At 60.2% G+C, this 18,636-nt stretch carries 13 protein-coding genes; 12 read left to right on the top strand and 1 reads right to left on the bottom strand.

Going from position 1 to position 18,636, the window contains the following annotated elements; translation table 11 throughout:
- The first annotated feature begins 230 nt into the window (after window positions 1–230).
- The 3 genes from rpmE (at window position 231) to UB23_RS25085 (ending at window position 2,727) form a co-directional block, all read left to right on the top strand.
- Window positions 231–461: a 50S ribosomal protein L31 gene (rpmE, locus tag UB23_RS25095; RefSeq protein WP_045061944.1), complete on the top strand. Its 231-nt coding sequence runs from the start codon at window positions 231–233 to the stop codon at window positions 459–461.
- 26 nt (window positions 462–487) lie between these two features.
- Window positions 488–1,276, top strand: a complete 789-nt coding sequence (locus tag UB23_RS25090; RefSeq protein WP_045062029.1) for a thermonuclease family protein — start codon at window positions 488–490, stop codon at window positions 1,274–1,276.
- A gap of 182 nt (window positions 1,277–1,458) precedes the next feature.
- Window positions 1,459–2,727 carry a malic enzyme-like NAD(P)-binding protein gene (locus tag UB23_RS25085; RefSeq protein ID WP_045061943.1) on the top strand — a complete coding sequence of 423 codons (1,269 nt, stop codon included), beginning with the start codon at window positions 1,459–1,461 and terminating at the stop codon, window positions 2,725–2,727.
- Window positions 2,728–2,925: 198 nt separating this feature from the next.
- Here UB23_RS25085 and UB23_RS25080 read toward each other — a convergent pair whose 3' ends face one another.
- Window positions 2,926–5,361, bottom strand: coding sequence for a penicillin-binding protein 1A (locus tag UB23_RS25080; RefSeq protein ID WP_414704659.1), 2,436 nt, complete (start codon window positions 5,359–5,361; stop codon window positions 2,926–2,928).
- A gap of 219 nt (window positions 5,362–5,580) precedes the next feature.
- Here UB23_RS25080 and UB23_RS25075 point away from each other — a divergent pair, with 219 nt between their 5' ends.
- From UB23_RS25075 to gltB, 9 genes are all read left to right on the top strand, one after another.
- Window positions 5,581–6,645: a pilus assembly protein PilM gene (locus tag UB23_RS25075; RefSeq protein ID WP_045061941.1), complete on the top strand. Its 1,065-nt coding sequence runs from the start codon at window positions 5,581–5,583 to the stop codon at window positions 6,643–6,645.
- Window positions 6,645–7,211: a PilN domain-containing protein gene (locus UB23_RS25070; RefSeq protein ID WP_045061940.1), complete on the top strand. Its 567-nt coding sequence runs from the start codon at window positions 6,645–6,647 to the stop codon at window positions 7,209–7,211. Before UB23_RS25075 ends, UB23_RS25070 begins: the two co-directional genes overlap by 1 nt.
- Window positions 7,208–7,831 (top strand): type 4a pilus biogenesis protein PilO, encoded by a 624-nt coding sequence (gene pilO / locus UB23_RS25065; RefSeq protein ID WP_045061939.1) that lies wholly within the window; start codon window positions 7,208–7,210, stop codon window positions 7,829–7,831. The genes UB23_RS25070 and pilO overlap by 4 nt, the downstream gene beginning before the upstream one ends.
- Window positions 7,828–8,355, top strand: coding sequence for a pilus assembly protein PilP (locus tag UB23_RS25060; protein WP_045061938.1), 528 nt, complete (start codon window positions 7,828–7,830; stop codon window positions 8,353–8,355). The genes pilO and UB23_RS25060 overlap by 4 nt, the downstream gene beginning before the upstream one ends.
- Before the next feature lie 13 nt (window positions 8,356–8,368).
- Window positions 8,369–10,441, top strand: a complete 2,073-nt coding sequence (pilQ, locus tag UB23_RS25055) for a type IV pilus secretin PilQ (RefSeq protein WP_045061937.1) — start codon at window positions 8,369–8,371, stop codon at window positions 10,439–10,441.
- Window positions 10,442–10,445: 4 nt separating this feature from the next.
- Window positions 10,446–10,964, top strand: coding sequence for a shikimate kinase AroK (gene aroK, locus UB23_RS25050; RefSeq protein WP_045061936.1), 519 nt, complete (start codon window positions 10,446–10,448; stop codon window positions 10,962–10,964).
- Window positions 10,965–11,114: 150 nt separating this feature from the next.
- Window positions 11,115–12,215, top strand: a complete 1,101-nt coding sequence (aroB, locus tag UB23_RS25045) for a 3-dehydroquinate synthase (protein ID WP_045061935.1) — start codon at window positions 11,115–11,117, stop codon at window positions 12,213–12,215.
- A 10-nt stretch (window positions 12,216–12,225) separates the two neighbouring features.
- Window positions 12,226–13,821: an AAA family ATPase gene (locus UB23_RS25040; RefSeq protein ID WP_045061934.1), complete on the top strand. Its 1,596-nt coding sequence runs from the start codon at window positions 12,226–12,228 to the stop codon at window positions 13,819–13,821.
- A gap of 351 nt (window positions 13,822–14,172) precedes the next feature.
- Entirely contained in the window at window positions 14,173–18,621 is a 4,449-nt protein-coding gene (gltB, locus tag UB23_RS25035; RefSeq protein WP_045061933.1) for a glutamate synthase large subunit, read from the top strand.
- Window positions 18,622–18,636: the final 15 nt, after the last annotated feature.

Genomic DNA, 18,636 nt, shown 5'->3' with positions numbered 1-18,636 from the left:
GGGCTTGCTCGCGAAAGCGTTGACTCGGACGCCATGGTGCTAACGGATACAGCGCTTTCGCGAGCAAGCCCGCTCCTGCAGGGAGGGTGCTTTAAGTCGCGAGCCTAGCAGACGGTCGGTAGAAGGGACAGCTTGCGTGATCGGGATTGTCTGGTAGAATCCGCGGCCTAATTACGTGCGGTATTCAACAATAGTGTTGAGTGGCGGCACGCTAGCCTGAGGAATACACCATGAAAGCCGATATCCATCCAGCATACGAAACCATCCTGGTAACTTGCAGCTGCGGTAACAAGTTCGAAACTCGTTCGAACCTGTGCAAGCCACTGGGCACTGACGTATGCAACGAGTGCCACCCGTTCTACACCGGTAAGCAGAAGACTCTGGATACTGGCGGCCGTGTACAGCGCTTCGCAGACCGTTTCGGCGCTTTCGGCAAGAAAGCTCCTGCTGCTGCAGAGTAAGGTTGAAACGCCCTTTGGGCCTTTCCTTGCTGTTGAAAAAGGCGTCCCTCGCGGGCGCCTTTTTTGTGTCCGCGATTTGGCTTTCCGGCGCCCAGGCCTCCTGCCCTGCACCCGGCAGCCTGGCACCGGCCCAGGTGCAGCGAGTAGTCGACGGCGACACGTTGCGGCTGACCGATGGCCGCAATGTGCGGATGATCGGCTTGAACACTCCAGAGCTTGGCAAGAAAGGCCGCGCTGACGAGCCCTTCGCTGTCGCGGCGCGCAAGCGTCTGGAGGCCCTGGTAGCGGCGAGCGCCGGGCGGGTCGGTCTGCTTCCCGGAAAAGAGCGTAAAGACCGCTATGGCCGAACCCTGGCCCATGTCTACGGTGCCGATGGTGCCAATCTTGAAGCGCAAATGCTTGCCGAGGGCCTGGGTTTTCAGGTGGCGGTGGCGCCTAATGTCGAGCTGGCGGCCTGCCAGCAAGCCGCCGAGCAAAGTGCTCGCCAGGCCAGACTCGGGTTATGGCGCCAGTCCCCTGTGATTGAAGCAGGGCAAATCAGAGGTTCCGGGTTTGCCGTTGTGGGTGGCGTTGTGAGTAAGGTTCAGCGCAACGGCGGCGGAATCTGGATCGAGTTGCAGGATTCAGTTGTGCTGCGGGTTGCGCCCAATCTGCTGAAGCGCTTCGACATGTCGACGCTGGAGCAACTGCAGGGCAGGCAGGTCGAGGCTCGAGGTTGGGTGGTTGACAGGTCGCGACGTGGCGGATTGAAAAACGGACAGGCGCGCTGGTTATTGCCATTGACCGATCCGGTGATGCTTAAGACGTCGCCCTGAAAAAAATTGTAGACATTTTTTCAGTCGATTGTGAACAGTCTATCCCTTGTGTTCCGTGGCTCTTGGCCCAAAGTCGTAAGCCGCAGCGCTTGACAGGGGTGACTGGTCAGTCTTGTGGGGACTTTACGAGGCGCGTATCCTCGCTGACCAGTCTGTCCAACAGTAAAAAGCGGAATGCCCCCATGTCTGATCTGAAAACTGCCGCTCTCGAATATCACGCCCATCCTCGTCCAGGTAAGCTGAGTGTCGAGCTCACCAAGGCCACCGCTACCGCCCGCGACCTGTCGCTGGCCTACAGCCCCGGCGTAGCCGAACCAGTGCGCGAAATCGCCCGCGATCCTGAACTGGCCTACAAATACACCGGCAAGGGCAACCTGGTTGCAGTGATTTCCGATGGCACCGCGATTCTGGGCCTGGGTAACCTCGGCCCATTGGCTTCCAAGCCAGTGATGGAAGGCAAGGGTGTACTGTTCAAGCGCTTCGCCGGCATCGACGTTTTCGACATCGAAGTCGACTCCGAAAGCCCGCAAGCCTTCATCGACACCGTCAAGCGCATCTCCATCACTTTCGGTGGCATCAACCTGGAAGACATCAAGGCACCTGAATGCTTTGAGATCGAGCGCGCGCTGATCGAACAGTGCGACATTCCAGTATTCCACGATGACCAGCACGGCACCGCGATCGTTACCGCGGCCGGCATGATCAACGCACTGGAAATCGCCGGCAAGACCCTGGCAGAAGCCAAGATCGTCTGCCTGGGCGCCGGTGCGGCCGCCATCTCCTGCATGAAATTGCTTGTGAGCATGGGCGCCAACATCGAAAACATCTATATGGTTGACCGTACCGGTGTAATCCACTCCGGCCGTGACGACCTGAACCAGTACAAGGCCGTGTTTGCCCACGCTACCGAAAAACGCACCTTGGCTGACGCCCTGGCCGGTGCTGATGTGTTCGTGGGTCTGTCTGGTCCGAACCTGTTGAGCGCTGAAGGCCTGAAGTCCATGGCGGCCAACCCGATCGTGTTCGCGTGCTCGAACCCTGATCCGGAAATCTCCCCGGAACTGGCGCACGCTACCCGTGACGACGTGATCATGGCCACCGGCCGTTCGGACTACCCGAACCAGGTCAACAACGTACTGGGCTTCCCGTTCATCTTCCGCGGTGCCCTGGACGTTCGCGCCAAGCGCATCAACGAAGAAATGAAAGTGGCGGCGGCCAATGCCCTGCGTGAACTGGCCAAATTGCCGGTGCCTCAGGAAGTGTGTGACGCCTATGGCGGCATCAAGCTGGAATTCGGTCGTGAGTACATCATCCCGAAACCAATGGATGCTCGCCTGATCACCGTCATCTCCGATGCCGTGGCCAAGGCCGCGATCGAGACCGGCGTAGCGACCCTGCCGTATCCGAAGAACTACCCGCTGAAAAGCGTGGATGATGTGTTCAACGGCTAAGCCGTAGCGCTAAGGAAAACCCGGTCAGTGGCCGGGTTTTTTATTGCCCGGACAATCACAGGATCACAGCCTTCGGCAGGTCCTGCGGGAGATCACGTTCCCCTGTAGGCGCTGCCGAAGGCTGCGATCTCTTGATCCTGGCTGTAAAAAAGCCCCGCGCTTCTCTCGAAGGCGGGGCTTTTGGTTTGCGCTACCTGATCAGAACAAATCGATCGGCGCACCTTCATCCGCAGGCAGCGGGCTGCCTGGCGCAGAGCCGCTTCCCAGCTCGCTGCCAGTCGGTGGCGTGTCTTCGGCCTTGAAGAGCTCGAAGTAGGCGCCAGGCGTGCCGGGGGAGGCTGCGCGGCCGCTGACCGGATCAACCCGCAGGCTCAGGATGCCTTCCGGTTCAGGTTGAGTGTGCGGCGGCTTGTCCTTCAACGCGGCGGCCATGTAGTTCATCCAGATCGGCAGTGCTACGGTGCCGCCGAATTCCTTGCGACCCAGGCTCTCAGGCTGGTCGAAGCCGGTCCAGACGGTGGTCACGTAGTCGGCGTTGTAGCCGGAGAACCAGGCGTCCTTGGATTCGTTGGTGGTACCGGTTTTGCCTGCAATGTCACTGCGGCCCAAAGCCAGTGCGCGGCGACCGGTGCCGCGCTTGATCACGTCTTCGAGCATGCTGTTGAGGATATAGGTGGTGCGGCCATCGACGATGCGTTCAGCCACTGCAGGCGACTGCGCAGGTTGGGTACTTGAGGCATCCGCAGGCGTTGCATTGACCGTGAAAGCGCTGGCCGCTGGTGCCGCGATGCCATCGCTGACGACTTCGCCCTTGGGCACGCTTGGCGGGTTGGCAGCGAACAGCAGGTCGCCGTTACGGCTCTCGACCTTTTCGATCAGGTACGGGCTCACTTTGTAGCCGCCGTTGGCAAAGGTGCTCCAGCCGGTGGCAATTTCCATTGGCGTCAGGGTCGCGGTGCCCAGGGCCAGGGACAGGTTGCGCGGCAAGTCTTCTTTCTTGAAGCCGAACTTGCTGATGTAGTCGATGGTGCGGTCGATACCCAATGCCTGCACCAGGCGGATCGACACCAGGTTGCGCGACTTGTACAGGCCTTCACGCAGGCGAATCGGGCCGAGGAACGTGTTGGTGTCGTTCTTCGGGCGCCAGACCTTGTCCAGGTATTCGTCAACGAACACGATCGGTGCATCGTTCACCAGGCTGGCGGCGGTGTAGCCATTATCCAGCGCGGCGCTGTAGACGAACGGCTTGAAGCTCGAGCCCGGCTGACGCTTGGCCTGCATGGCGCGGTTGTAATTGCTCTGTTCGAAAGCAAAACCACCTACCAGCGAGCGAATGGCGCCGTTTTGCGGGTCGAGGGACACCAGTGCGCCCTGGGCCTGGGGAATCTGGCTGAACTTCAGCGAGTTGTCAGGCTGGCGCTGCACGCGCACCAGGTCGCCGACCTGGGCTACATCAGCTGGCTGCTTCGGATTGGCGCCCATGCTGTTGGTGTTGAGGAACGGTCGTGCCCATTTCATCGTGTCCCAGCTGACGTGCTCCTCGCCGGTGCGGGTCAGCACCTGCAGGCCGTTCTTGTCGACCTGTATGACGATGGCCGGTTCAAGGCTGCTGATGGTGCGTTGCTTGGTCAGTTCGGTTGCCCAGGCTTCGCGGGTTTTGCCCGGCAGGCGCGATTCAGGGCCGCGATAACCGTGGCGCTGATCGTAGGTGATCAGGCCTTCGTGAAGCGCCGTGTTGGCCATTTCCTGCAGGTTGCTTGGCACCGTGGTGGTCACGCGGAACCCTTCGGTATAAGCGTCGCTGCCATAGCGGCCGACCATTTCGGCGCGGGCCATCTCGGCAATATAGGGGGCGTTCACTTCCGGTGTCGGGACGTGATAACTGGCGTTGAGCGGCTCGTTGATCGCGGCGGTGTAGTCGGCTTCGGTGATCTTGCCCAGCTTGTACATGCGCCCCAGGATCCAGTCACGCCGCTCTTTGCTGCGCGCCGGGTTGGCCAGCGGATTGAAGCGCGAAGGGGCCTTGGGCAGGCCCGCAATCATCGCCATCTGCGCCAGGCTGACGTCACGGATCGACTTGCCGTAGTACACCTGCGCAGCGGCTTCAATGCCGTAGGCGCGGTTACCCAGGTAGATTTTGTTAACGTACAGCTCGAGGATCTCGTCCTTGGTCAGCTGGCGTTCAATTTGCAGGGCCAGGAGAATTTCGGTGGTCTTGCGTGAGAAGCTGCGCTCGCTGGTCAGGAAGAAGTTCTTTGCCACCTGCATGGTGATGGTGCTGCCGCCGGACTGGATATGGCCGCTTTTCACCAGTTGGGTGGCGGCACGCATCAGGCTGCTCGGATCGACGCCATAGTGGTTGGCGAAATTATCGTCTTCAGCACTCAGTAATGCGTTAATGAAATTCGGCGGAATGTCTGCAAAACGGATCGGAGTCCGGCGCATTTCGCCAAATTCTGCAATCAACTTGTCGTCACTGCTGTATACCCGTAGCGGAATCTGCAACTGAATGCTTCTCAGTGCCTCCACAGACGGCAATCCGGGGCTAAGGTAAAGATAGGCGCCACTCAGACTCAGGAGCAGTCCGCAGAAAACGGCGACGACGGACCAACCGAAAAATTTCAGCAGACGAATCAAGGCGTTTGGATATCCAGGAAAAGAATGAATTTGGCACCAGGGACTGGTGAAAAGAGTAATGTCCCGAGCTTGAAGTAAAAACTGGTAAAAAATCGCTGGGCATTATAAGCATTTTTCCGTCGCAGGGCGTCATTTGCGCTGCTGTCAAGACGGGCGGGTTGAACGCAATGGACATTATAGAGTCCGTAACTCACGGATAGTCATAGGGAATGGGTAGTGCTAGGACTCTTCAATAAAAAGGCCAATACGCTTCTGGGGATCGACATCAGCTCCACGTCGGTGAAGCTTCTGGAGTTAAGTCGTCAAGGCGAGCGCTACCGGGTTGAGGCCTATGCAGTCGAGCCGCTGCCCGCCAATGCAGTCATCGAAAAAAATATCGCTGAACTCGAAGGTGTCGGGCAGGCGTTGTCGCGCGTGCTGATCAAGGCCAGGACCAATCTCAGGAATGTGGCGGTGGCGGTGGCCGGCTCGGCGGTCATCACCAAGACAATCGAGATGGATGCCGGCCTCTCCGACGACGAGCTGGAAAACCAGCTGAAGATCGAGGCCGATCAATACATTCCCTATCCCCTGGACGAAGTCGCCATCGACTTCGAAGTCCAGGGGCCTTCGGTGCGAAACCCGGCACGAGTCAATGTGCTGCTGGCCGCCTGCCGCAAGGAAAATGTCGAAGTCCGTGAGGCTGCCCTGGCACTGGCCGGCCTTACCGCGCGGGTGGTCGATGTCGAGGCCTATGCACTGGAGCGCTCGTTCGGCCTGCTGACTGGCCATCTGGCCAGCCCCCAGGGGCAGTTGACCGTGGCCGTGGTCGACATCGGTGCAACCATGACCACCCTCAGTGTTTTGCACAAAGGGCGAATTATCTACACCCGCGAGCAGTTGTTCGGGGGGCGTCAGTTGACTGAAGAAATCCAGCGTCGCTACGGCCTGACCCTTGAGCAGGCAGGACTGGCGAAAAAACAGGGTGGCCTGCCGGACGATTACGTCAGTGAGGTGTTGCAACCGTTTCGCGAGGCGCTGGTGCAACAGGTCTCCCGTTCGTTGCAGTTTTTCTTCGCGTCGGGCCAATACAATGCGGTTGACCACATCCTGCTGGCCGGCGGCACGGCGTCAGTTCCGGGGCTGGACCGCTTGATCGAGCAGCGCCTGAATACGCCGACCCAGGTGGCCAATCCATTTTCCGACATGACCCTGAGCAGCAAGGTCAACGCCGGTGCCCTGGCCAGTGATGCGCCGGCACTGATGATCGCTTGCGGGCTGGCACTCAGGAGTTTTGACTGATGGCGCGGATCAATCTTCTACCCTGGCGCGAGGAACTGCGCGAGGAACGCCGCAAACGCTTCCTGGTGACCCTCGTTGGGGTCCTGGTGGGCTCCGTGGGGGCGGTGCTGATTGCGGACCAGGTCATCACAGCTGCCGTTGACCGCCAGCTCGCGCGCAACGATTACATCGGCAAACAGATTGCCGTTGTCGATGAGCGGATAAAGCAGATCAGCGACTTGAAGGCACGCCGCCAGCAGCTCATCGAGCGCATGCGCATCATCCAGGACCTGCAGGGCAATCGGCCAATCAGCGGGCGGATATTCGACCAGCTGGCGCGCACGTTGCCGGACGGTGTGTATTTCACCGAAGTCAAAATGGTCGGCACTACCTTGTCCATTACCGGTGCTGCCGAGTCCAATAATCGCGTGTCTGACCTGATGCGCAATCTTGACGGCTCCGACTGGTTCGATGCCCCCAGCCTGACCGAGGTCAAGGCCACTACGGCGGGTCAGCTCGACCAGGCGAACGTCTTCCAGTTGACGGTTCGACAGACCCAGCCCGCCGCTGTGGAGGACGGTCAATGAGTCCATCGCAATGGTTTGCCGGACTGCGCAACGTTGATATCAATGACCTGGACACCAACAACATCGGCTCATGGCCGCCGGCGATCAAGGCGATCGCGGGTGGGCTGCTGATGGTGCTGGTGCTGGCCCTGGGGTATCACTTTTACCTCAGCGACCTGGAAACCCAGCTGGACAGCAAGCGTGAGGAGGAGCTGACACTCAAGGAGCAATTCACCTCCAAGGCCCGTATGGCCGCGAATCTCGAGCTGTACACCCAGCAGATGAAAGAGATGGAAAACTCCTTTGGCGTGCTGCTGCGCCAACTGCCCAGCGACACCGAGGTGCCGGGCCTGCTGGAGGACATTACTCGCACCGGGCTCGGAAGTGGGCTGGAGTTCGAAGAGATCAAGTTGCTGCCGGAAGTTACCCAGCAGTTCTACATTGAACTACCGATCCAGATCACCGTGACCGGGGCCTATCACGACCTGGCCACCTTCGTCAGCGGAGTGGCCGGCTTGCCCCGGATCGTCACGCTGCATGACTTCGACATTGCTGGGGCCGACCCGGATGGCGGGACGAAGTTACGCATGAGTATCCTCGCCAAGACCTACCGCTATAACGACAAGGGGGCGCCGAAATGAGCCCGATCCGTTGTTTGGCCATGGTGCTCGTGGTGCTCGGGTTGGCTGGCTGTGGCAAGGGCGACGACGTCAGCGACCTCGATGCCTACATGAACGAAGTTCGCCTGCGCCCACCGGGGAAGATAGAGCCAACGCCGACGTTCCGCTCCTACCCGACGTTCACCTACAGCGCCGCCAACCTGCGAAGCCCGTTTTCCCGGCAGGTCAGGGTGGACCTGGCTGGCCAGAAGCACGGCTCGCGTAACGTCAAGCCTGATCCTGCCCGGGCCAAGCAGTACCTGGAAGGTTTCAACATAGAGCAGTTTGAGATGGTCGGCACGATTTCCAATGCAACCGGCTCCTTTGCGCTGCTGCGCGGGGCTGGCGGCGTGCATCGACTGAAAGTCGGTGACTATCTTGGGCGCAACGATGGGCGCATTGTCGCCATCAGCGGCTCGCAGGTCGACGTGATCGAAATCGTCCCCGACGGCCAGGGAGCCTGGCTGGAACGGCCGCGAACCATACCTTTGAAAGAGCATTCATAGTGGGACTCGAATCATGAACAGGATTTTCTCAGCCCTCGGTATTTCGCTATGGATAGCGCTGCTTTCGCCGATGGCACAAGCGGCCAATCTGAAGACGCTGGACGTTGCAGCACTGCCTGGGGACCGCATCGAGTTGAAGCTGTCGTTCGATGGCACGCCTCCCACGCCCAAGGGCTACACCACCGAGTCACCGGCGCGGATCGCACTCGACCTGCCCGGGGTGGTCAGCCAGCTGGCCAGCAAGACCCGCGACCTGGGTGGCGGCAATGCCCGCAGTGCCACGGTGGTGGAAGCCAAGGACCGGACGCGTCTGATCATCAACCTGACGCAGTTGTCCCCCTATACCTCGCGGGTCGAAGGCAACACCCTGTTTGTGGTTGTCGGCCAGGGCGCCAGCAAGGCTGCATCGCGACCGGTCGCCAGCGCGCCGCGTGCCGTTACTTCGCCGGCCCCGGCGAAAGCCTACGCGCCGGTAGCCAAGGCTATCCGCAGCGTTGACTTCCAGCGTGGCACCCAGGGCGAGGGCAATGTGGTCATCGACCTGTCCGATCCATCCATCGCCCCGGACATTCAAGAGCGCGAGGGCAAGATCATCCTTGGCTTCGCCCGAACCCAGTTGCCAGAGTCCCTGCGAGTCCGCCTGGACGTGAAGGATTTCGCCACGCCTGTGCAATTCGTCAATGCCAGTGCCACCGGGGACCGTGCAACCATCAGCATCGAACCCAGTGGCGCGTTCGACTACTCGACCTATCAGACGGACAACAAGCTCACCGTCAGCATTCGGGCGATGACGGTCGACGACCTGCAAAAACGCAATGCGGAGCGCTTCGCCTATAGCGGCGAGAAGCTTTCGCTGAATTTCCAGGACATCGATGTGCGCTCGGTGCTGCAGTTGATTGCCGACTTCACCAACCTCAATCTGGTGGCCAGTGACACGATCCAGGGCGGCATTACCCTGCGCCTGCAAAATGTGCCGTGGGACCAGGCGCTGGACCTGGTGCTGAAGACCAAGGGCCTGGACAAGCGCATGGTCGGCAACGTCTTGCTGGTTGCGCCGGCGGAGGAAATTGCCGCTCGCGAGCGCCAGGAGCTTGAGTCACAAAAGCAGATCGCCGAACTGGCCCCCCTGCGTCGCGAGCTGCTGCAGGTCAACTACGCCAAGGCTGCCGACATCGCCAAGCTGTTCCAGTCGGTCACCAGTGCCGAAGCGAAAGTCGACGAGCGTGGTTCGATCACCGTCGATGAACGCACCAACAACATCATTGCCTACCAGACCCAGAATCGTCTCGACGAACTGCGTCGCATCGTGGCGCAGCTGGATATTCCGGTGCGTCAGGTGATGATCGAGGCGCGAATTGTCGAGGCCAACGTCGATTATGACAAGAGTCTCGGCGTGCGCTGGGGTGGTTCGGTGCAGAAGGGCAACTGGAACTCCTCGGGGGTCAACGGCTCGTCCACCACCATCGGTACACCGGGCAGCACGGGTACCAATTCGCCTTTCGTCGACCTGGGGACCTCGGCTAACACCTCGGGAATCGGCATCGCGTTCATTACCGATAACGTGTTGCTCGACCTGGAACTGACGGCGATGGAAAAAACCGGCAACGGCGAAATTGTCTCGCAACCCAAGGTCGTCACCTCCGACAAGGAAACCGCGAAGATCCTCAAGGGCACCGAGATTCCATATCAGGAAGCCAGTTCCAGCGGTGCCACATCCGTGTCCTTCAAGGAGGCATCGCTGTCGCTGGAAGTGACCCCGCAGATCACCCCGGACAACCGGATCATCATGGAGGTCAAGGTCACCAAGGATGAGCCGGATTACCTGAACAAGGTGCAGGACGTACCGCCGATCAAGAAAAACGAGGTCAATGCCAAGGTGTTGGTCAACGATGGCGAGACCATCGTCATTGGTGGCGTTTTCTCAAATACTCAAAGCAAGGTTGTAGATAAGGTGCCATTTCTCGGCGATGTGCCGTATCTTGGCCGCCTTTTCCGGCGTGACGTGGTTTCGGAGAAAAAATCCGAGCTGTTGGTGTTTCTCACACCGCGTATCATGAATAACCAGGCGATTGCTGTGAGTCGTTGATTCTGTGCGAAATTTGATTCTTGTAGGACCGATGGGGGCTGGAAAAAGCACCATCGGCCGGTTACTGGCCAAAGAGCTGCGCCTGCCGTTCAAAGATTCCGACAAGGAAATTGAATTGCGCACGGGCGCCAATATCCCATGGATTTTCGATAAGGAAGGCGAGCCAGGCTTCCGTGATCGCGAGCAGGCGATGATTGCCGAGCTGTGCGCGTGCGATGGCGTGGTGTTGGCGACCGGCGGCGGTGCAGTCATGCGCGAAGCCAATCGTCGGGCGCTCCATGCCGGTGGTCGGGTCGTGTACCTGCATGCTTCCGTCGAGCAGCAGGTGGGGCGAACGTCCCGCGACCGCAATCGGCCGCTATTGCGCACGGCAGATCCGGCCAAGACCCTTCGGGATCTGCTGGCGATTCGCGATCCGCTCTATCGGGAAATCGCCGATCTGGTGGTGGAAACCGATGAGCGGCCGCCGCGGATGGTGGTGCTGGATATTCTCGAACGCTTGCAGCAACTGCCTCCCCGTTAAAGCGCGGCGTGAAATGCGCTATCCTCGGCCTCCAGTCGCCGCCGCTCTGGACTGTGGCGAATGGCTACCGAACGGCGTCACACCAACAGAGGCCGCGGACATCGATAATTCAAGGCACGATGCCTGATTCCATCTTCACTGTGGGGACACATGCAGACACTCAAGGTCGATCTAGGCGAGCGCAGCTACCCGATTCATATTGGCGAAGGTTTGTTGGATCAGCCTGAGCTGCTGGCCCCGCATATTCGCGGACGGCAAGTGGCGATCATTTCCAACGAGACCGTCGCGCCTCTCTATCTCGAACGTCTGACCCGCAGCCTGGGGCAATTCTCGGTCATTTCCGTGGTGCTGCCCGACGGCGAAGCCTTCAAGACCTGGGAAACCCTGCAACTGATCTTCGACGGGCTGCTGACCGCGCGTCACGACCGCCGCACCACCGTGATTGCCTTGGGCGGCGGTGTGATTGGTGACATGGCCGGTTTTGCCGCCGCCTGTTATCAGCGTGGTGTCGATTTCATTCAGGTCCCGACCACGCTGCTGTCGCAAGTCGACTCCTCGGTGGGCGGCAAGACCGGTATCAACCATCCGTTGGGCAAGAACATGGTCGGCGCCTTCTATCAGCCGAACGTGGTGCTGATAGACACGACGTCCCTGAACACTTTGCCGGCCCGCGAACTCTCTGCCGGGTTGGCCGAAGTGATCAAATACGGACTGATCTGCGACGAGCCATTCCTCACCTGGCTCGAAGAGAACGTCGATCGCCTGCGCGCCCTGGACCAGACTGCCCTGACTTATGCCATCCAGCGCTCCTGCGCAGCCAAGGCTGCCGTGGTGGGGGCCGACGAGAAGGAAACAGGTGTACGCGCTACGTTGAACCTGGGGCATACCTTCGGCCACGCCATCGAAACGCATATGGGCTATGGTGTGTGGCTACATGGTGAGGCGGTCGCTGCTGGCACTGTAATGGCGCTGGAAATGTCCACACGCCTGGGCTGGATCAGCGAGCAGGAGCGTGATCGTGGCATCCATATGTTCCTGCGCGCCGGCCTGCCGGTTATCCCGCCTGAAGAGATGACTGAAGCCGATTTTCTCGAACACATGGCAATTGACAAGAAAGTGATCGACGGTCGTTTGCGCCTGGTGCTGCTGCGCCACATGGGCGAAGCGGTGGTGACCGACGATTATCCGAAAGAGGTTCTACAGGCCACGCTGGGAGCGGATTACCGCGCCCTGGCTCAGCTTAAAGGTTAATAAGATCCCGATGACTAGTTTGCACGCCGACGAGGCTTTCCTCGGCCATTACCAGTTGAGTCACGACCCTTTCGCTCCGCGGGTACCTGGCTTCAAATTTTTCCCTGCCCAGCGCAAGCCGGTGCTGGGACAACTGCATCACCTGGCGCGCTATAGCCAGTTGCTGCTGGTGGTCACCGGCCCGCAAGGCAGCGGCAAGACCCTGTTGCGCCAGGCCCTGGTGGCCAGTACCAACAAGCAATCGGTGCAGAGTGTGGTGGTTTCCGCCCGCGGTGCCGGTGATGCCGCCGGCGTGCTGCGCCAGGTGGCCCAGGCGCTGAATGTCGCCCAGCCGGAAATCGGCTCGATCCTGTCACAGGTCGTACAGCTGGCCTTGACCGGGCAGGAAGTCTATCTGCTGGTGGATGACGCCGAGCAGCTTGACGAGTCAGCGCTGGAAGCCTTGCTGGCACTGGCTGCGGGTGCTCCCGAAGGCCGTCCGCATGTGTTCCTGTTCGGCGAGTCGTCGTTGATTGCCCAACTCGATGCGTTGAGCCTTGAAGAAGAGCGCTTTCACGTCATCGAATTGCAGCCTTACACCGAAGAGGAAACCCGCGAGTATCTGGATCAGCGGCTCGAAGGCGCTGGCCGGGGTATCGAACTTTTCACCGCTAATCAGATCTCTGATATTCATGAAAGCTCCGACGGTTGGCCTGGCAATATCAACCAGGTCGCTCGCGATGCGATGATCGAAGCCATGATTGCCAGCCGCTCAGCGGTCAAGCGTCCAAGTATGGGGTTCAACATGCCGAAGAAACACGTATTGGCGATTTCCGCCGTAGTCGTGGTCGCGGTAGCCGCCGCCTGGTTGATGCCAGGTCGCAGCAAAGCACCGACCACTGGCGCTCCTGCCAACGAGCAGGCGCAATTGCCGCTCGGCGAGGGTGCTCCGCAACCTAACAGCAACGGTGCTCCAGCCGTGGAGTTCGCCGGTAATTCGCAGCCAATGCCGTTGCCGCTTGTCGGCAACTCGCAACCGGTCATGCGTGGCCCGCTGGCCGAAGCAGCGGGTGGCATCACTGAAGGTGACGATGGCGTGCCGGTTGAAGGCTCCAGCGCCACACCGCCGACCGTGACCACTTCTGCGCCACCGGCCGGAATCCAGCCTGGCCCAGCGCCGACGCCGGCCGCCAAGCCTGCGCCAGCACCGACCCAGGTGGCCACTGCCAAGCCGGCTCCCGCACCTGTCGCCAAACCCGCGCCTGTGCCGGCCAAACCTGCCGCCGTGGCGACCGCCAAGCCTGCCGAGAAACCGGCCGCTGCCGCTGCCAAAGGCGCTGGTGGTACCTGGTACGCCGGGCAACCGACCAGCAACTACGTGGTGCAGATCCTTGGCACCAGCTCCGAAGCGTCTGCGCAAAACTTCGTGAAAGAGCAGGGCGGCGAGTACCGTTATTTCAAGAAAGTGCTCAACGGCAAGCCGCTTTACGTCATCACCTACGGTAACTTCGCCAACCGTGATGCAGCCCTTAGCGCCATCAAGGCCTTGCCAGCGAAGGTTCAGGCTGGTAAACCTTGGCCTCGCACTGTCGCCAGCGTCCAACAGGAACTGGCAACAACTCGCTGAAGATTCGGCGGCCTTACCCAGGCCGCCTCTCCCGGCACCTCAATATTTCCGCATGTGCGCGCCTTCTCTACAGATCGCGTGCCTTGTGGTGTCTGCGTCACAGTAGTCTTTGAGTGGTTGCGGTCAAAAATCAAAAAAGTTTTGACTAGCACAGCATATCGCTTTAAACCTTTCACAAATGCGACATAGATTTGCGACAGTTCGTCGTCAAATTTGTGAGCCTCTGTGTCGGTGTGTACAATGACCTCCCTTTTGCTCCCGCAAAGCTGGCGTACGTTCGGCGCGGGTTGCAAGTGGTTGAATTGAAAAGAAATTTGCCTCGATAAGGGGCAGCCTGGTGAGAAAGTGTCTATGAAAGCAGGTCTGTACCAACCAGATGAATTCAAGGATAACTGCGGTTTCGGCCTGATAGCCCATATGCAGGGCGAGCCCAGTCATACCCTTTTGCAAACGGCCATTGAGGCCCTGACCTGCATGACCCACCGCGGTGGGATCAACGCCGACGGCAAGACCGGTGACGGTTGCGGTCTGCTGATTCAAAAGCCGGACGTGTTCCTGCGAGCGATCGCCCAGGAAGCATTCGGCGTCGAACTGCCCAAGCAATATGCGGTGGGCATGGTCTTCTTCAATCAGGACCCGGTCAAAGCCGAAGCCGCTCGCGAGAACATGAACCGCGAGATCCTGGCGGCCGGCCTGCAGCTCGTCGGCTGGCGCAAAGTGCCGATCGACACCAGCGTCCTCGGCCGCCTGGCCCTTGAGCGCCTGCCGCAGATCGAGCAAGTGTTCATCGGCGGTGAAGGCCTGAGCGATCAGGACATGGCGATCAAGCTGTTCAGTTCCCGTCGTCGTTCGTCCGTGGCCAACGCCGCCGACACCGATCACTACATCTGCAGCTTTTCCCACAAGACCATTATCTACAAAGGCTTGATGATGCCGGCGGACCTCACCGCCTTCTATCCAGACCTGAGCGACCAGCGCCTGCAAACCGCGATTTGCGTGTTTCACCAGCGCTTCTCCACCAACACCCTGCCGAAATGGCCGCTGGCGCAACCGTTCCGCTTCCTGGCGCACAACGGCGAAATCAACACCATCACCGGCAACCGCAACTGGGCCGTGGCACGTCGTACAAAGTTTGCCAACGACCTGATGCCCGATCTGGAAGAACTCGGCCCGCTGGTCAACCGCGTCGGTTCCGACTCTTCCAGCATGGACAACATGCTTGAACTGATGGTGACCGGTGGCATCGACCTGTTCCGTGGCGTGCGGATGATCATTCCGCCTGCGTGGCAGAACGTCGAGACCATGGACCCGGATCTGCGTGCGTTCTACGAATACAACTCGATGCACATGGAACCGTGGGACGGCCCGGCCGGCGTGGTAATGACCGACGGTCGTTACGCGGTGTGCCTGCTCGACCGTAACGGTCTGCGTCCGGCGCGTTGGGTGACCACCAAGAACGGTTTCATCACCCTGGCCTCGGAAATCGGCGTCTGGAACTACCAGCCTGAAGACGTAATTGCCAAGGGCCGCGTTGGTCCGGGCCAGATCTTCGCCGTGGACACCGAAACCGGGCAGATCCTCGACACCGACGCCATCGACAACCGCTTGAAGTCGCGTCATCCGTACAAGCAATGGCTGCGCAAGAATGCCCTGCGCATCCAGGCAACCATGGAAGATAACGACCACGGCTCGGCGTTCTACGACGTTGACCAGCTCAAGCAGTACATGAAGATGTATCAGGTCACGTTCGAAGAGCGCGACCAGGTGCTGCGACCGCTTGGCGAGCAAGGTTATGAAGCCGTCGGCTCGATGGGCGACGACACGCCGATGGCCGTGCTGTCCCAGCGCGTGCGCACACCGTACGACTATTTCCGCCAGCAATTTGCACAGGTCACCAACCCGCCGATCGATCCGCTGCGTGAAGCCATCGTCATGTCGCTGGAAATCTGCCTCGGTGCCGAGCGCAACATTTTCCAGGAGTCGCCGGAACACGCTTCGCGCGTGATCCTCAGCTCGCCGGTCATTTCCCCGGCCAAGTGGCGTTCGCTGATGAACCTCGATCGTCCGGGCTTCGAACGCCAGATCATCGACCTTAACTACGACGAAAGCGTCGGCCTCGAAGCGGCGATCCGCAACGTTGCCGACCAGGCTGAAGAAGCTGTGCGCGCCGGTCGTACCCAGGTTGTGCTGAGTGACCGGCACATTGCTCCGGGCAAGTTGCCGATCCACGCTTCGCTCGCCACCGGCGCGGTACACCACCGCCTGACCGAGAAAGGCCTGCGTTGCGACTCCAACATCCTGGTGGAGACCGCGACTGCGCGCGATCCGCACCACTTCGCGGTGTTGATCGGTTTCGGCGCCTCTGCGGTCTATCCGTTCCTGGCCTACGAAGTGCTGGGCGACCTGATCCGTACCGGTGAAGTCCTGGGCGACCTCTATGAGGTGTTCAAGAACTACCGCAAAGGCATCACCAAAGGTCTGTTGAAGATCCTGTCGAAGATGGGTATCTCCACCATTACCTCGTACCGTGGTGCGCAGCTGTTCGAGGCCATCGGCCTGTCCGAAGAAGTGTGCGAGCTGAGCTTCCGTGGCGTGCCAAGTCGCATCAAGGGTGCGCGTTTCGTTGACATCGAAGCCGAGCAGAAAGCCCTGGCTGCCGAAGCCTGGAGCCCGCGCAAGCCAATCCAGCAGGGCGGTTTGCTGAAGTTCGTCCACGGTGGCGAATATCACGCGTACAACCCGGACGTGGTCAACACCCTGCAAGCCGCTGTGCAGCAGGGCGACTACAGCAAGTTCAAGGAATACACGGCGCTGGTGGACAACCGTCCGGTGTCGATGATCCGCGACATGTTCAAGGTCAAGACCCTGGACACGCCGCTGGACATCAGCGAGATCGAACCGCTGGAATCGGTGCTCAAGCGCTTCGATTCCGCGGGCATCTCCCTCGGTGCATTGTCGCCGGAAGCTCACGAAGCCCTGGCTGAAGCGATGAACCGCCTTGGTGCGCGTTCCAACTCCGGCGAAGGCGGCGAAGACCCGGCGCGCTACGGCACCATCAAGAGCTCGAAAATCAAGCAGGTGGCGACTGGCCGTTTTGGTGTGACCCCGGAATACCTGGTCAACGCTGAAGTGCTGCAGATCAAGGTCGCCCAAGGCGCCAAGCCCGGTGAAGGCGGTCAACTGCCAGGTGGCAAGGTCAACGGCCTGATCGCCAAGCTGCGTTACGCAGTGCCGGGCGTGACCCTGATCTCGCCGCCGCCGCACCACGACATCTATTCGATCGAAGATTTGTCGCAGCTGATTTTCGACCTCAAGCAAGTCAATCCGAAGGCGCTGGTCTCGGTGAAGCTGGTAGCAGAAGCCGGCGTCGGCACCATTGCTGCCGGTGTGGCCAAGGCCTACGCGGACTTGATCACTATCTCCGGCTACGACGGCGGCACCGGCGCATCGCCGCTGACCTCGATCAAGTACGCGGGCGCACCGTGGGAACTCGGCCTGGCCGAAACCCACCAGACCCTGCGCGGCAACGACCTGCGCGGTAAAGTCCGGGTACAAACCGACGGCGGCCTGAAAACCGGCCTCGACGTGATCAAGGCTGCGATCCTCGGCGCTGAAAGCTTTGGCTTCGGTACCGCGCCAATGATCGCCCTGGGCTGCAAATACCTGCGCATCTGCCACCTGAACAACTGCGCCACCGGCGTCGCGACCCAGAACGAGAAGCTGCGCAAGGATCACTACATCGGCACCGTCGACATGGTGGTGAACTTCTTCACCTACGTCGCCGAAGAAACCCGTGAGTGGCTGGCCAAGCTGGGCGTGCGCTCCCTCGAAGAGCTGATCGGTCGTACCGATCTGCTGGACATCCTCGAAGGCCAGACCGCCAAGCAGCGGCACCTGGACCTGACCCCGTTGCTCGGCAGCGATCACATCCCGGCAGACAAGCCTCAGTTCTGCCAGGTAGAGCGCAACCCGCCGTTCGACAAAGGTTTGCTGGCCGAGAAAATGGTCGACATGGCCACCTCTGCCATCAACGACAAGAGCGGCGCCGATTTTGCCCTGGACATCTGCAACTGCGACCGTTCGATCGGCGCACGGATCTCCGGCGAAATCGCGCGCAAGCACGGCAACCAAGGCATGGCGAACGCGCCGATCACCTTCCGCTTCAAAGGAACGGCCGGTCAGAGCTTCGGCGTTTGGAACGCGGGCGGCTTGAACATGTACCTGGAAGGCGATGCCAACGACTACGTCGGCAAGGGCATGACCGGCGGGAAACTGGTCATCGTGCCGCCCAAGGGCAGCATCTACAAGACTCAGGACAGTGCCATCATCGGCAACACCTGCCTGTATGGCGCCACCGGTGGCAAACTGTTCGCCGCCGGTACGGCGGGCGAGCGTTTTGCCGTGCGTAACTCCGGTGCTCATACCGTAGTCGAAGGCACGGGCGATCACTGCTGCGAGTACATGACCGGCGGTTTCGTCTGCGTCCTGGGCAAGACCGGCTACAACTTCGGTTCAGGCATGACCGGCGGTTTCGCCTACGTGCTCGACCAGGACAACAGCTTCGTTGACCGGGTCAACCACGAACTGGTGGAAATCCAGCGCATCAGCGGCGAAGCGATGGAAGCCTATCGCAGCCACCTGCAGCGCGTGCTCGACGAATACGTCGCGGAAACCGACAGCGAATGGGGTCGTAACCTCGCTGAAAACCTCGATGACTATCTGCGTCGTTTCTGGCTGGTCAAGCCCAAGGCTGCCAACTTGAAATCGTTGCTTTCCAGCACCCGTGCCAACCCGCAGTGATATGCGCCTGAAGAG

It is taken from the genome of Pseudomonas sp. ES3-33 (assembly GCF_000952175.1).
In the GTDB taxonomy this organism is placed as follows: domain Bacteria; phylum Pseudomonadota; class Gammaproteobacteria; order Pseudomonadales; family Pseudomonadaceae; genus Aquipseudomonas; species Aquipseudomonas gregormendelii.
The sequence above is the reverse complement of the archived record's forward strand: the minus strand, read 5'-3'. Positions and strand labels throughout refer to the sequence as shown.